At 75.7% G+C, this 15,160-nt stretch carries 11 protein-coding genes; 4 read left to right on the forward strand and 7 right to left on the reverse strand.

The window, feature by feature from the left end:
* Nucleotides 1–41 precede the first annotated feature (41 nt).
* The 4 genes from J3P29_RS18915 to J3P29_RS18930 all read left to right on the forward strand — a co-directional run bounded on the left by J3P29_RS18915 (nt 42) and on the right by J3P29_RS18930 (nt 5,652).
* Complete coding sequence (locus J3P29_RS18915; RefSeq protein WP_210495920.1) at nt 42–926, forward strand: LysR family transcriptional regulator; 885 nt, start codon at nt 42–44, stop codon at nt 924–926.
* A gap of 411 nt (nt 927–1,337) precedes the next feature.
* Nucleotides 1,338–3,020, forward strand: a complete 1,683-nt coding sequence (gene cydD / locus J3P29_RS18920; RefSeq protein ID WP_210495921.1) for a thiol reductant ABC exporter subunit CydD — start codon at nt 1,338–1,340, stop codon at nt 3,018–3,020.
* Nucleotides 3,017–4,687 (forward strand): thiol reductant ABC exporter subunit CydC, encoded by a 1,671-nt coding sequence (gene cydC, locus J3P29_RS18925; protein WP_210495923.1) that lies wholly within the window; start codon nt 3,017–3,019, stop codon nt 4,685–4,687. Before cydD ends, cydC begins: the two co-directional genes overlap by 4 nt.
* 11 nt (nt 4,688–4,698) lie before the next feature.
* The gene (locus J3P29_RS18930) at nt 4,699–5,652 is read left to right on the forward strand and encodes a PfkB family carbohydrate kinase (protein WP_210495925.1); all 954 of its coding nucleotides are present in this window, start codon (nt 4,699–4,701) and stop codon (nt 5,650–5,652) included.
* Nucleotides 5,653–5,683: 31 nt separating this feature from the next.
* Here the strand turns inward: J3P29_RS18930 and J3P29_RS18935 are convergent, their stop codons facing one another.
* The 7 genes from J3P29_RS18935 to J3P29_RS18965 are packed head-to-tail and all read right to left on the reverse strand — an operon-like array spanning nt 5,684 to nt 14,998.
* Complete coding sequence (locus tag J3P29_RS18935) at nt 5,684–6,247, reverse strand: GNAT family N-acetyltransferase (RefSeq protein WP_210495926.1); 564 nt, start codon at nt 6,245–6,247, stop codon at nt 5,684–5,686.
* Nucleotides 6,248–6,279: 32 nt separating this feature from the next.
* Complete coding sequence (locus J3P29_RS18940; RefSeq protein WP_349239893.1) at nt 6,280–7,752, reverse strand: MlaD family protein; 1,473 nt, start codon at nt 7,750–7,752, stop codon at nt 6,280–6,282.
* A complete protein-coding gene (locus tag J3P29_RS18945; RefSeq protein ID WP_210495928.1) occupies nt 7,749–9,008 on the reverse strand; it encodes an MlaD family protein in 1,260 nt (419 codons plus the stop codon). The genes J3P29_RS18940 and J3P29_RS18945 overlap by 4 nt, the downstream gene beginning before the upstream one ends.
* Nucleotides 9,005–10,843, reverse strand: a complete 1,839-nt coding sequence (locus J3P29_RS18950) for an MlaD family protein (RefSeq protein ID WP_210495929.1) — start codon at nt 10,841–10,843, stop codon at nt 9,005–9,007. The genes J3P29_RS18945 and J3P29_RS18950 overlap by 4 nt, the downstream gene beginning before the upstream one ends.
* Entirely contained in the window at nt 10,840–12,222 is a 1,383-nt protein-coding gene (locus J3P29_RS18955; protein ID WP_210495931.1) for an MlaD family protein, read from the reverse strand. Before J3P29_RS18955 ends, J3P29_RS18950 begins: the two co-directional genes overlap by 4 nt.
* Entirely contained in the window at nt 12,219–13,583 is a 1,365-nt protein-coding gene (locus J3P29_RS18960; protein ID WP_349239894.1) for an MlaD family protein, read from the reverse strand. The genes J3P29_RS18955 and J3P29_RS18960 overlap by 4 nt, the downstream gene beginning before the upstream one ends.
* 35 nt (nt 13,584–13,618) lie before the next feature.
* Entirely contained in the window at nt 13,619–14,998 is a 1,380-nt protein-coding gene (locus J3P29_RS18965; protein WP_349239895.1) for an MlaD family protein, read from the reverse strand.
* Nucleotides 14,999–15,160: the final 162 nt, after the last annotated feature.

The raw sequence follows: 15,160 nt of genomic DNA on the forward strand, positions 1-15,160 counted from the left end.
GGCCGCGCAGGGTAGTGACCGGCGCCGCTACCGTCGTCCCCGTGGCCGCCGACCCGCCCGTCCGCCCGCCGGACCTCGCCGAGCTGCGGGGCCTCGTGGCGGCCGTCCACCACGGGTCGATCGGCGCGGCGGCGAAGGAGCTGGGGGTCTCGCAGCCGGCGCTGAGCAAGCGCCTGCGCCAGCTCGAGACGGTCGTCGGCGTGCCGCTGCTCGAACGCTCCCCGCGCGGGGTCGTGCCGACCGACGCCGGCCGGCAGCTGCTCTTCCCCGCCCAGCGCGTCCTCGACGAGCTCGCCGACGTCGAGCGGGCCGTGCTGCGGCTGCGCGGGCGGCCCCGCTCCGTGCGCCTGGCCGCCAGCGCCGCGGTGACCGAGTCGCTGCTGCCGCCGCTGCTGGCCAGCTACCACCGCGGGCGCGACCAGGAGCCCGTCGAGCTCGTGGTCTGCTCGTCCACGTTCGTCCGCGAGCTCATGGCGTCGGGCGGGGTCGACGTCGGGATCGCAGCGTCCGGCCCCGGCGAGGACCCGGACCTGGAGGCCTTCGCCCACGACGAGCTCGTCGTCGCCGTGCCGCAGGGACACCCGTGGGCGGGGCTCGCGGCGGTGCCGGACCGCGAGCTCGTCGGCCAGCGACTCGTGCTGCGCGAGCCCGGGGCCAACCAGCGCCAGACCGCGGAGTCGCTCCTGGCGGACCGCGGGCTCGAGCTGCCCGAGCCGCGCGCCGAGGTGCGCTCGACGGCCGAGGCGCTGCAGGTGGCCCGCGAGACGGGCGCCCCCGCCCTGCTCTCCCGCCTGTCGCTGCCCGCCGACCCCGGCATGCCGGTGCGCCCGGTGGCCCCGGCGCTGCCGCGGCGCTTCGTCGTGCTCGTCGGCCCGGGCCGCGACCTGCCGGGCGTCCGACGCCTGGTCGCGGCGCTCCGGCGCTGACGGGGTCATTCCGTCCGCCTATCCACCACGCCGGCGGACGGTCCGTCGCTCACGTGCCGAACGCCACGTGCCATCCGGCACGAGCAGGCCACCCTGAGCGCGGATGGTGACTCGCGGCACACGAAATCCATATCCGACGGTTATGGGTCTCTGCCTGATCGAGGACTACCCCCGCCGGACGCCCGGAGCGATACTCCTCGTGTCGGTTCGCCGACTCCGCCGCGTCTCTCTCCTCCTCTCCCCTCGCGGCGGATCTCTCCCATCGTCGTGCCCCGGGGCCTCGCGCCCCGGGAGCCGACGAGCCTTCCCGCGGATCGCGCGGCCGCCTCCGTAGTCCGCCCCCACGGTGCGGTAGTCCTCCTGTGACGGCCCGCCCCTCGTCGGACCGCCCGGGGTGCGAAGCTGCCCGACGTGGGTCCGCCGCGCAAGGAGCTCCTCGACGCCGTCCCGGGCCTCCGGGCCCAGCTCGTGAAGGCGGTGGTCCTGGCCGTCGGCGAGAGCGTCGGCACGATCGCCCAGGCCGTCCTGCTCGCGCACGCGATCGCGATCGGCGTCCTGGGGCTCGACGACCCGATCGCCCCCACCCTGATCGGGCTCGCGGCCGCCGTCCTGGTGCGCATGGGCTTCGCCGCGTGGAGCGAGACGAGCGGCCGCGCCGCCGGGCGGCGCGCCGTGGCGCAGCTGCGCGAGCGGGCGGTCGCCACCGCCCTGCGTCGCGCGTCCGAGTCCGTCGGCGAGCGCCGGCCCGGCGAGCTGGCCGCCAGCTGGGTCCACGGGTCCGACGCCGTCGCGACGTACGTCGGGCGCTACCTGCCCGCGTCCGTCGTCGCCGGCGTCGCGCCGATCCTCGTCTTCGCCGCCGTGCTGTGGTTCGACCCGCTCAGCGCGGGCCTGCTGGCGATCGCGGCCCCGATCGTCGTCGTCTTCCTGATCCTCGTCGGGTTCCGCGCGCAGGACGCGGCCGAGCTGCGCCACGCCAGCCTGACCCTCCTGGGCGGGCACCTGCTCGACGTGCTCCGCGGCCTGCCGGTGCTGCGCGCGTACCGGCGCGAGGACGTGCAGGCCGAGCAGGTCCGTGCCGCCGGCGAGCACTACCGCGCGGGCACGATGGCCACGCTGCGCGAGGCGTTCCTCTCCGGCCTGGTGCTCGAGTTCATGGCGATGCTCGGCACCGCGCTCGTCGCCGTCGCCTGCGGCATCCGCCTGGCGGGCGGCCACATGGGCTTCGGCGACGCGATCGCGGCCCTGGTCCTGGCGCCGGAGGTGTTCCTGCCGCTGCGGCGCCTGGGCGCCGAGTTCCATGCGTCCGCCGACGCGGAGCCGCTGCTGAAGGAGCTGGCCGCGATGGCCGGCCCCGGGGCCGACGACGAGACCCACCTGCCGGGGGCGACGCCCGCGCCCGCCCCCGCCGGCGGCCCGGTCCCCGACCCCGGCGCCCACGACCTGCGCCTGGACGGCGTCGTCGTGCGGCACCCGGACCGGCGCGACCCGGCGCTGGACGGCCTGACGGCCACGCTCCCGGCCGGGCGGACCACGCTGCTGCTCGGGCCTTCGGGATCCGGCAAGACGACGGTCCTGCGGCTGCTGCTCGCGCTGCGGGCCGCCGACGCCGGCACGGTGACCTGCGACGGCGTCGACCTGCGCCAGGTCGACCGCGCGGCCTGGCACGAGCGGATCGCCTGGATCCCCCAGCACCCCGTGCTGCTGCCGGCGTCGCTGCGCGAGAACGTCGCGTTCGGCCGCCCCGCCGACGACGACGCCGTCCTCGACGTGCTCGGCCGCGTCGGCCTGGGCCCCCTCGTCGCCTCGCTGCCGGCCGGCCTCGACACGCCCCTGGGCGACGCCGACCTGCCGCTGTCGGCCGGCGAGCGCCGCCGGCTCGGCGTGGCGCGCGCGCTGCTGCGCGACCCGCGTCTGGTCCTCGTCGACGAGCCGACGGCCAACCTGGACCGCGTCACCGCCGAGGGCGTCACCGACGCGCTGGCCGCGCTGCTCGCCGGACGCACCGCCGTCGTGGCCACCCACGACGAGCTGCCGCGCCGCCTGGCCGACCACGTGCTCGACGTCCGCCCCACGACGGAGGCCGCGCGATGATCGCCGCGATCCGCCGCGCGCTGCGGCTGGCCACCCCCGCCGAGCGCCGCAAGCTCTACCTGTCCGCGCTGCTCGGCGTCCTCGCCGGCGCGGCCGGCACCGCCCTGCTCGCGCTCTCCGGCTACCTGATCTCGAAGGCGTCGCAGGCCCCGCCCGTCCTCTCGCTCACGGTCGCGATCGTCGGCGTGCGCGGGTTCGGCGTGCTGCGCGCCGTCGCCCGCTACGGCGAGCGCCTCGTCAGCCACGACGCCGCCCTCGGGATCCTCGCGCGGCTGCGCGCCGACGCGTTCGCCGCCGTCGCCCGCCGCCCCGCGGCGGCCGGCACCCAGGTCGCGGACCGCCTGGTCGCGGACGTCGACCGGGTGCAGGACGCGTACCTGCGCTCGCTCTCGCCCCTGTCGGTCGCGGTGGTGATCAGCGCGGCGTCGCTCGTCGTGGCCGCGATCTTCCTGCCCGTCGCCGCCGCCGTGCTCGCGGGCGTGCTGCTGGCCGGCGCCGTCGCGCTGCCGCTGCGCGCCGCGACGCTGGCCCGTGAGGCGACGGTGCGCCGCGCCCCGCTGCGCGCCGCGCTCGTGCGCGAGATCGCCACGGCGCTCGACGCCGCCCCCGAGCTCGTCGTCGCCGGCCTGGCCGACGAGCAGATCGAGCGCATCCGCCGCGCCGGGGCGGAGCTCGACCGGATCGACCGGCAGGAGGGCCGCGCGACGGCGCTCGTCGGCGCCGCCGCCACGGCCGTCGGCGGCCTGGGCGCCGCCGCGATCCTCGCCGTCGCGCTGCCGGCGGCGTCCGGCGGCGACCTCGATCCGATCCTCGTCGGCATGCTCGCCCTGCTGGTGCTCGGCGTCGGCGAGGCGATCGGCGTGCTGCCCGGAGCGGCCCGCGAGCTGCGCGGCACCGCCGAGGCGGTCGCCCGGGTCGAGGGGCTGCTCGGCGCGGCCGCCGACGCCCCCGCCGCGCCGACGGACGCGGGCGACGCCCCGTCGCCCGCCGACGCCCGCGTCGTGCTCGAGGACGTGCGGGTGCGCCGCGGCGGCCGCCCCGTGCTGCGCGGCGTCGACCTGACCCTGCAGCCGGGCGAGCGCGTCGCGCTCGTGGGCCCCAGCGGCGCCGGCAAGAGCACGATCGGCGAGCTGCTCGTGGGCTTCCTGCCGCCCGAGGACGTCGCGGGCGTCGCCACGCTCGGCGGCGTGCCTCTGGGCGACCTGCCGGTCCACGTCCTGCGCCGCGAGGTCCTGCACGTCCCCCAGGACCCGTACCTGTTCGACGCGGACCTGCGCGCCAACCTGGTGCTGGCGCGGCCGGACGCGCGCGACGACGAGCTGATCGCCGCCCTGCGCCTGGTGGGCGCCGGGCCGTGGTTCGACGGCCTGCGCGACGGCCTGGCGACGCGGCTGGGCGAGCGCGGCGGGCACCTGTCCGGCGGCGAGCGCCAGCGGGTCGGCCTGGCGCGCGTGGCGCTGGCGACCGACGCGCGGCTGCTCGTCCTGGACGAGCCGGTCAGCCACCTGCCGCCCGCCGACGGCCTGGGGGTGCTGCGGGCGCTGCTCGACGCGGACCCGTCGCGCGGGGCGCTCATCATCGCCCACCGGGCCGAGGAGGCCGCGCTCGCCGCGCGCCGCGTCGAGCTCGCCGCGGACGGCACCGTGCGCGCGGCCGCCGCCCACTAGCCTCCTACGCCATGACCATCACCGTCGTCGGCTCCATCGCGTTCGATGGCCTCGAGACCCCCCACGGCGTCCGGGAGCGCATCCCGGGCGGCGCCGCCTTCCACTTCGCCCAGGCGGCGTCCTTCTTCACGGACGTGCGCGTCGTGGGACCGGTCGGCGACGACTACACGGACGAGCACATGGCGCTGCTCGCCACCCGCGGCACGAACACGGACGACGTGGAGCGCGTCGCCGGCGGCAAGACCTTCTTCTGGAAGGGCAAGTACCACGACGACCTGAACACGCGCGACACGATCACGACCGAGCTGAACGTCTTCGAGACGTTCGACCCGAAGCTCTCGCAGGAGAGCCGCGACGCCGACGTGCTGTTCCTGGCCAACATCGTCCCGGGCGTGCAGCGCGCCGTGCGGGCGCAGTCGAGCCCGAAGTGGGCGGCGCTCGACTCGATGAACCTGTGGATCGACATCGCCCGCGACGACCTCGTCGCGGCGATCGGCGAGGTCGACTGCCTGATCCTCAACGACGAGGAGCTGCAGCAGCTGACCGAGGCGCCGACGACCTACGCGGCCGCGCAGGCCGTCTTCGGCTGGGACGCGTCGCCGTCGGCGATCGTCTGCAAGCAGGGCTCGTACGGCGCGCAGCTGTTCACGAAGGACGGCGGCGGCTTCACCGTCCCCGTCTTCCCGCTCGACCGGGTCGTCGACCCGACGGGCGCCGGCGACACGTTCGCGGGCGGCCTGGTCGGCTACGTCGCGGCGCGGCTGGCCGCCGACCCGTCGCTGACGGTCGACCGCGACGTCCTCGCGTCCGCGCTCATCCACGGCACCGCGACGGCCTCGCACAACGTCGAGGACTTCGGCTCCGAGAAGCTCTACGGCCTGCCGGGCAGCGCCGTGCAGGAGCGCATCGAGCGCCTGCACGAGCTGGTGCGACTGACCCCCGCGCCGGTCGACCTGCGCGCCTGAGCCGCCCGCGGCGCGCGCGCCGGCGGCCGCCTCACCAGGCGTCGCCGGGGCGCGGGTCGCACGCCAGCTCGCCCTGCAGGTCGAGCAGCTCGGCGACCGCCAGCACGTGCAGGCCGTCGTCGTCCTCGGGCGTCGGCGTGACGCCGTGCCGCCCCAGCACCCCGGTGGTGCCGCGCCAGGGGCGCCACCCCCGGGCCGCGTAGAACGCCTTCGCCGTCGGCGCCGCGCTCAGCGCCCCCAGGTCGTAGGCCGCGCGCACCACGTCCTCGGCGCGCCCCATGAGCGCGGCGCCGATCCCGCGTCCGCGCTGGTCCGCCGCCACCGCCACGCCCTCGACGTAGCCGGCGCGCAGCGCGCGGCCGCCGTGGAGCAGCCGGCGCTGCACGACGGCCGCGTGGCCGACGATGCGGCCGTCGACGCGGACGAGCACGTGGACGCCGCCCACGGCGTGCTCCCAGTCCTCGTCCGAGAAGTCGCCGTCGAACGCGTCCGCCAGGAGCGCGCGGAGGGCCCGACGCGTGGCGCCGTCGAGCTCCGCCGTGTGCCGCAGCTCGACCGTCCGGTCGTCCGCCTGCGTCCCGTCCTGCGCCGTCATGGCCGCAGGCTCCCACACCCCGCGGGCGGCGGCTACTTCGCGAGGCCGCGCTCGCGCACCTGCTGCGGCGTGACCGGCTGCAGGCGGGGATAGACCGTCTTGGACCCCGCGACGTCCTGCGGCTGCTGCGGCACGCAGTCCGGCTTCCCCAGGCCGGACAGGTCGAGCAGGCCGGTCAGCAGCCCGGACGGGTTCTTCAGGTGGTCGCACGAGAACGACGGGTTGCGGCCCGTGCCGGCCAGCTCGAGCTCGCCGGCGTTCGGGTACGGGCTGAAGCGGTTGGCCGGGTTGCGCGTGCGCTGGCCCGCGATCGTCTCGCCGTTGATCGGCGCGCTGATGCGCAGGTAGGAGCGCTGCACGCCGCGCGAGTCGGGGGCGGTCGCCTGCGTCGCCGCGGCGGCGTTGGCGAACGTCACCATCACCTCGCGGCGGTAGAGCTTGAGGAACTCGGCGATCGGCAGCAGGTCCTCGGACACCGGGACGAGGCGGTCGGACACGGGGCCGACGGCGTCGAGCACGCGGCGCACCGCCGGCAGGCCGTCGCGGGCCTGGCCGATGACGGGGCCCAGCTCGACGAGCGCCTGCCGCAGCTCGGGCGCGAGCACGCCGAGCTGCTGGAGCGCGGGCCGGATGAGCGGGGTGACGGGCCGCAGGTCGTCGATGGCGGGCTTCGCGATGCCGGCCGTCACGCGGGCGCTGCGCATCGTGCGGCGCGTCTCGTCGAGGAACGACGGCAGCAGGCGCAGCGTCTCGCGCAGGCGCGGCGTGATCTCGGCGGTCGTGGTGACGAGCTGGCGCCCGCTCTGGGTGATGCCCTTGATGGCGCCCTCGCGGCGACCGATCGCCGCGAACGTCGTGCCCAGGTCCTGCGTGCCGGAGCGGATCTCGGCCGACTGGCGGTTGAGCAGGTCGAACAGGGCGTCGGCGCTCTCGCTCGTCGGCCCGACGTTCGCGAGCGTCGTGTTGATGTCCTTGCCGCGGCCGTCGGTCGCCTGGTCGAGCGACACGATGACCTTGCGCAGGTCGCGACGGGTCGGGGCGTCGAACGCGTCGAGGATCTCGTCGAGCTGCGTCGCGGGCTGGACGTTGCCCGCCGCGATGCGGCCGCCGTCGGCGATGAAGCTGCCCGTCTGCTTCGCCTTCCGGCGCGAGCCGAAGGACAGGTCGACGAACGTCTCGCCGAGGAGCGTCTTCGTCCGCAGCGTCGCCCGCGTGTCCTTCGGCAGCGGCGCGTACTCCGGATCGATCTTCATCCGGACCGTCGCGCCGTCGCCCGTCTTGCGGATGCGCGTGACCTTGCCGACGGTGATCCCGCTGACGCGCACGTCGGCGTAGCTGGCCAGCTCGGGACCGCGGACGAACTTCGCCGTGACCTCGTACGGCTTGCCGCGCAGCGGGACCGACCCGCCGAAGCTGGACCACAGGAAGAGCAGCAGGCCGAAGCACGACAGCGCGAAGCCGAGCATCACCAGGATCTGCAGCAGTCCCGGACGGTTCTTGTTCACCGGCAGACCCCCAGGCCCGTCAGGAGCTGCGTCACGGGCTGCAGCGCGTCGATGCCGCCGAGCGAGCTGCACGAGAGCAGCAGCTGCCCGCGCCACGCGGGGCCGTTCGCGTCCTGCGTGGAGAAGACGGAGTTCGTGTTGTGCCCGAACCACGCCAGGTAGTACGAGAAGCCCTTCTCGTCGCCCGGCGGGTCGTAGCCCAGGATGTTGCCGACGTGCTGCAGCACCTTCGCGGTGTCGCTCAGGTCGCCGAGCAGCGGCTCCAGCGTCTCGATCGTGGTGCGCGTCTGGCGCAGGGGCTCGCGGCCCTCGGTGGCGAGGGTGCGCAGCGGCGTCAGCCGCCCCGGCAGCTCGCGCAGCAAGGGGTCGAGCCGCGGCAGCGCGGCCCGCACGTCCTTCAGGGCCGGCCGCAGCGCGCGCGAGGCGGGCACGACCTCGTCCATCAGGTCGCCGGTCTTCGTCACCGCGTCCTGCGTCAGGCGCAGGGTCCCGGGCAGCTCGGCGAGCGACGCCTTCAGCTCGCGGTCGCGGCCGGCCAGCGTCCGCAGGGTCGTCGCCGCGCGGTCGAGCGTGTCGCCGACCGCGCGGTCGTGGCGGCCGATGGCCTGCGACAGGCGGCCGAGCCGCGTGACGGTCGACGAGAGGGCCTGGCGCCGCTGCGTGAGGACGCTGAGCACCTCGTGCGTCTCCGTCGCGGTCGGCGCGGCGATCTGGAGCACGCGGCGGAACGCCTCGGCGTTGCCGGTGAAGCCGCGGTCGGTGGCCTGCAGCAGCTGCTGGAAGTACGCGCGCGTGTCCGCGTCGAGCGACGCGAGCACCTCGTCGACCTGCACCTGCGACGTCGACTGCTGCGCGGGGATCGTGTCGCCCTCGCGCATCTTCGGCGCCGACCGCTTGCCGGGATCGAGCTCGATCGTCATGTCCTGCAGCCCCGTGCGCGGCCGCAGCATGACGGTGGCGCCGCGGTGCACGGCGTCCAGCTTCTTGCGGTCGATCCGCATGCCCACGGTCGCGCGGCCGTCGCGGATGCGCGCGTCCGTGATCTCGCCGACCTGCACGCCGGCCACGGCCACGGCCTGCCCCTGCCCGGGCGTCACCGCCTGCGCGGAGGCGAACTCCGCCCGCACCTCGTACGTGTCGTCCCACGGCAGCGGCAGCCGCTGCTTGTCCAGGATGAAGCCGGCGACCGCGAGCGACAGGACGATCGCGAAGAGGATCACCGCGACCGGCTTCCAGTGCTGGCGGACGGCCCTCACGGCGTCTCCTCGGGCTGCTCGCCGATGCCGCCGGCCTGCTGGGCGGCCTCGCGCTCGGAGACGTACGGCTTGCGCGGGTCGCGCTTCGTCGTCGGGGCCGGCTTCCGGGCCGCAGGCGTCTTCGCCGCCGGGGTCTTCGGCGGGGACGGGCGACGCGCGGGCGCCTTCTTCGCCTTCGGCCGCTCGTCGCCGTCGCGGCGGTCCCGGGCCTTGCGGGCCTTCGCCGGGTCGTCGCGGCGCGCCTCGGCGGCGGGCGCGGGGGCGGCGTCGGTCGCCCCGGCCGGCCCCAGCAGCGTCGTCAGGCGCTGCTGCAGCGCGCGGACGGTCGTGTCGCCCTGGTCGACGCTCTTCAGCCCCTGCAGGGCGGTCGAGGTCAGCTCCGACAGGGCGCCCCGGTCGGCCGTGTCGGTCCGCTGCCGGCCCGCGAACGGCTGCATCGTCGTCTCCAGGCTGGGGACGGACTGCGTCTCGCAGGGGACGTCGGGCCGCAGCGGCGGCGTCGTCGTCGGCGTCGGGGTCGACCCGGTGATCGGGCGGTCGGCGCGACCCTCGAGGGCCTGGCCGCCGTCGTTCGTCGAGATGAGCTGGTTGCCCAGGCCGAGCAGGTAGCGCGTCCAGGGGCCGTTCGAGTCGAAGTTGGCCGTCGTCGCGCCCAGCCCGGCGAACTCGTCCATCAGCTCCTCGTAGACCTTCAGGTTCGTCGTCAGCTTCCCGTCGGGGACGACGCCGTTGAGGACCGGGAGGATGTTGTCCGTCAGGCACTTGCCGACCGGGCGCAGCTCGTCCGCGACCTGGCCGAGCGGCTCGGTGATGCGGCTGAGCGTCGCGAGGGTCGGCCGCAGCTCGGCGGTCAGGCCCTGGACGTCCTGGGAGCGGGCGAAGACGAGCAGCGCGTTCAGCGCGGGGTTGGCCAGGTCGAGGGTCGCGGGCAGCCGGCGGACGAGCGGCCGGGCGTCGCGCACGAGCGCGCGGGCCTCGGGGATGCCGTCGATGATGCGCGTGAGCTGCGGCATCAGGTCGCGCGTCGTCGCGTCGACCTGACGCATCGTGGCGCGCAGGTCCAGCTGGGCGGCGGCGAACGTGTCGAAGACGGCGCGGCCCTGGCTGATCGTGCCGCGCAGGCCGTTCTCGTGCGCCTGCAGGTTCGCGAGCACGCCGCCCGTCTCGCGCACGAGGCGGCGCAGGTCGCCGTCCTGCTGGCCGCGCACGGCGGCCGCGACCGTGGTGACGTCGGCGAGCGCGGGCGGGGTCACCCGCAGGAGGGTGTTCAGCGACTCGGCGCCGCCGTCGTCCAGGCCCTGGCCGAGCGCCTTGAGCGTGCCCTGGAAGTTCTTCCGGGTCTGCGCGTCGAAGGCGCTGAACACCTCGTCGGAGGCCACGTGCCGCGTCGTCGCGCCCGGCGGGATCGCGCCGCCGTCGGCCAGGACCTTCGCCCCCGGCGTGCCGGGGTTGACGTCGAGGAAGAAGTTGCCCTCCAGGAACAGGCGCGGGCGGATCTTCACCGTCGCGTCCTGGCGGATCGCCGGCGCGTCGTCCTCCAGGTCGACGGTGATGTCGGTGACGCCCGGCTTGCCCTTCAGCGGCTCGATGCGGCTGACGTTGCCGACGTCGACGCCGGCGACGCGCACCTTCGTCGCCGCCCCGGCGCGCAGCGCGCCGGCGTCGCGCGTCAGCACGTGGATCTGGCGGGGCCCGCCCCACGGCAGGGGGCCGCCGAACGCCAGGTACGCGGCGAGGACGGCCAGCAGGATCGTGGCCAGGCCCCAGCGGACGTTCGAGCGGACGGTCTGCTGGAACGTGCGGTGGCGGACGGGGCGGCTGCGGCGCGGGCTCATCGCGGCCCCTTCGGCGTGCCGGGGGGTGCGGACGTCTGCTGGTTCGGGCCCGAGACGTAGCCGGGGACGGCCCCGATGACCTTGCCGCGCGCGTACGGCTCGTTGCCGACGGCGCACCCACCGGGATCGTTGTCCGGGTACACCTGGTAGTGCAGGTTCGGGTCGGCGTCGGGCGTGCGCAGCGTCTGCGCCAGGTTCAGCACCAGGCCGATGCGCAGCCAGTTGCCGTTCTCGTCGCCCGCCGAGCCGGCGCTCGAGGCGTTGCGCGCGAACAGCCCGGCGTAGTTGCACTTCGTCTGCTGGGGGACGACGGTCCGCAGCGTCGGCAGGAGGTTCTCGGCGATCGGCACGAGCATCGTCAGGCTGTCCTTCGTCGTCCCCCGCTGCAGCGCGCCGTCGAGCGTGCGCAGGGTCGCGGTCAGCTCCCCGGCCAGCGACGGCGTGTCGCGCAGCACCGGGATGCCGCGGACGGCGACGTCGTGCAGCGCATCCACGGTGGCGGGCAGCTGCCGGACGCCCGGGCGCAGCTCCTTGGCGAGCGCCGCGACGTCGCGGAGGACCGGGGTGACCTCGCGCGCGGCGCGGCGGGTCTCGTCCTCGGTGCCGGGCAGGTCGCGGATCGTGGCGGCCAGCGACGGGGACTCGGCCGCCACGGCATCGAGCGTCCGGCGCGCGCCACGGAGCAGGCCGCCGACGTCCGGGAGCGCCGGCAGGACCGCCTGCTCGGCGGCGTCGAGCCCCTGGATCAGGCCGCCGAGGTCGGTCGCGGGGTCGGAGACGGTCTGGAGGAAGCGCTGCGAGCTGTCGAGCACCTCCGGAAGGACCACGAGGGCGTCGTTGAGCTGGGCCGCCCGGCCCGCGACGCCGTAGGAGGACTGCTCGACGACGGACTGGAACGAGCGACGCAGGCCCTCGTCGAAGAGGCCGGTCACCTCGTCGAGGTCGACGGACGCGCTCGTGCGGTCCTCGGGGATCGTGGCCCCCGCCTTCAGCGTGCGCTTCGACTCCCCCGGGACGAGCTCGACGAACTTCGAGCCGATGATGCTCTCGGGCCGGATCCGCAGCGTGGTGTCCACCGGCAGGGCGCCGACGGAGCGGTCGAGCTTGAGCGCCAGGCGCGAGGTGAACGCGCCGTCGCGCCCCTTCTCGGCCTCGATGTCGGCGACCTGCCCCACGCGCTTGCCGCCGATGCGCACGTCGACGCCGGTCGTCAGCTTCTTCGCGTCCGCCACCCGGGCCTGGATGTCGTACGTCTTGATGAACGGCAGCCCGCGGTTGGCGTTGTAGGCCAGCACGACGCCGACGAGGGCGACGAGCACCGTCGCCGCCCCGATGACGGCGGGGCTGACGACGGCTCCGCGGCGGCGGCGACGCGTCATCGGCCGGTCTCCGCGGTCGGGGCGGTCGGGGCGCCGCCGGTGGTGGTCGTCGGCGCCGGCGACGGCGTCGTCTCGGTGGCGGCGGGCTCGTCCCCGTCCGCCCGCTCGGCGTCCGCGCGGCCCTGCACGAGCCGCTGGTAGGACCGCGCCTGCGCGGCGCCCAGCCGGTTGTCGCCCGTGGCCTCGGCCGAGAACCGCGCGTTGCAGCCCTTCGTCGGCGTGTCGCCGGACAGGATGCAGGGGTTGAGGATGAGGTTGGCCGGGACGATGTGCGAGATGTCGTCCTTGCGGGCGGTCGCCATCACGGTGTTGAAGACGAAGGTCGAGAAGTTCTCGGGGAACCCGTTGTCGCTCAGGCTGCGCAGCAGGTCCGCGAGCAGCGGCGTGCTGGGCGCCAGCGCACGAGTCGCCGTCTGGATCCGCTGCAGCTCGGGCACGGAGCGCTGCAGGATCGGCACGGCCTCCGTCGCGGCGTCCGCCAGGCTCTTCAGCGCCGGGCGGGCGGCGTCGGTGAGCGGCCCCAGGTCGCCGGACAGCTCGCGGAGCGACGGGGCCGCGGCGCGCAGCGAGCGGAGCGTCGGCGTCGTATCGCGGCTCAGGTCGCGCAGCGACTCGAGCGCCGGCTTCAGGTCGTCGAGCGTCGGCGGCAGGTCGCGGATGGCCCGGTCCAGCTCGCGGCGGTAGTCCGACGTGACCTTCAGGACGTCGGCGCTCGCCTCGAACGTCCCGTTCAGGTCGTCCTCGCGCTTCTCCAGCTCGCCCAGGATCTCGTCGCTCGCCTCGACGATCCGCCCCAGCGCCGCCTTGTCGCGGCCGAGCACGTCGAGCGTCTGCTTCGCGTACTGCAGCGTCGGGTTGGCGCGGCGGATGATCTCGTCGAGCTCCTCGCCACGGGTCGAGATCCCCGCGCCGAACTCGTTCATCAGCAGCTGGAAGCGCGCGTTCGTCGGCGCGCCGAGCATCGCGACGACCAGGTCCAGGTCGACCGGGCTGTGGGTGCCTGACAGCGGCACCGTCGGCGCGCCGCCCTTCGTCGCCCGCAGCGCCGGCGCGTCCGGCCGCCCGGGGTCGCACTCGACGAACTTCTCGCCGATGAGCGACTGCGGCAGGATCGTGCAGTCGGCGTCGCGGCGGAAGGGCGTGAACTCGCGCTCGACGTCCATCGACACGCGCGCCTTGCGGTCGGGCGTGAGCGACACCTCGGCGACCTTGCCGACGGTGGCGCCGGCGACGCGCACGTCCTGGCCCTTCCCGACGAACGAGGCGTTGTCGAAGATCGCGTCGACGCGGACGGTGCCGGCCCGCTCGCCGTCCCCGCTGCCGCAGCCGGCGAGCGCGCCGCCCCCGGCGAGGGCGAGCACGGCGACTCCCGCGGCGATGGTCCGTGGCGCGCGCATCACTTCGCCGCCGGCGTGACGGGGTTGCTGCCGCCGAGCGGCACCTGCGTGACGTCGCAGCGGCCGTCGTGGCCCGCCGGGTTCGGGTTGGAGCCGTCGGGGTGCGTCTGCGCGCCGCCGCCCGGGCAGCGGTTCGTCTGCCCCGTCTGCGGGACCGTCAGGCCGGTGCCCAGCAGCGGGCCGAGCACGTCGACCAGCCCACCGAGGACCGGCCGCAGCAGGTCGGGCAGGCCGGCGGAGTTGAGCACCGGCGCGATGCGCGCGTAGTGGCCGTTCGCGTCGTAGTAGCCGCCGGCCTTGCCGCCGAAGCCGGTGAGCAGGCCGGACGTCAGGTCGGGGGCGTAGCGGCGCACCTCGGTGACGATCGGGGCGTAGCCCTGCAGCGTGCGCGTGAGCTCGCTGAGGGCCGGGACGACGCGGCCCGCGAAGCCCGGCGACTTCTGCAGCACGTCGGTGAGCGCCGGCAGGCTCGCGCGGACGTCGCGCAGGAGCGGCGTGGCCTCGCGGGTGAGCGGCTCGGCCAGGCGCAGGGTCCGGGCCAGGCGCGGCGCGACGGGGCGCAGCTCGCGCAGGAGCGGCTGCGACTCGTCGAGCAGCGCCCGGGTGCTCGCGAACGTCGTGTTGGCCCGGCGCACGAAGTCGGGCGCGCGCTGGATCGTGGCGCGCAGCGCCTCGCGCTCGGCCGCGGTGGCGCGGAGGGTCACGGCGGCCGATTCCAGGCCCTGCTCGAGGTCGTCCGTGTTGCTCGCCAGCGTGTCGGCGACGGCGGCGCTGCTGGCGACGATGCGCTGCAGCGCCGGCTCGTCGCTGCGCAGCTCCTCCACCGTGCGCCGGGTCTGGGCGAGCGCGGGGTTGAGGCGCTCGAGCGCCTGGTTCGTCGAGCCCTCGGCGCCGTCGAGCGCGGTGGCGCCGCCGCGCACGAGCGTCTGCAGGTACTTGCGGCCCTTCGCGTCGATCGCGTTGAGGACCTGGTCGATGTCGGTGGCCGACCGGGTGTCGGTGGCCGCGATCGTGCCGCCCGAGCGGATCTTCGGGGCGTCGTTCGGCCCGGGCTCGAGCACGATGATGCGCCCGGCGACGCTGGCCAGCGCCGAGTTGCGCAGCACCGCGCGGGTGCCCTCGTGGAGCGGGTCGAAGTCGCCGTCCTGGATCTTCAGCTCGATCGCGGCCTGCCCGTCGTCCGCGAGGCGGACCGCGGACACGGTGCCGATCGTGGCGCCGGCGATGCGCACCTGGTTGCCCTTCACGACCTGCCCGGCGTCCTGGAAGTACGCCGTGACCGTGTACGGGTCGGCGCGTCGGACGTAGAGCACGACGGCGGCGGCCACCACGGCGACCGCGGCGGCGAGCAGGGCGATGCGTGTGACGAGCTTGCGCACGTGTTGGGGGGTCTCTCCCGGGTCCGCGCCGTGATGGACGTCACGGACCCGCCTCAGGTCGGCGATCTTACGGTGCCCGCTTCTCGGCGCGCAACCGTCAACCGAACGGTGGGGCCCGTTTTGCGACCCGCAGTAGGTCCTCGAGGCGCCCGTGGGGCACGG

The sequence above is a fragment of the Patulibacter sp. SYSU D01012 genome (assembly GCF_017916475.1).
Classification (GTDB): domain Bacteria; phylum Actinomycetota; class Thermoleophilia; order Solirubrobacterales; family Solirubrobacteraceae; genus Patulibacter.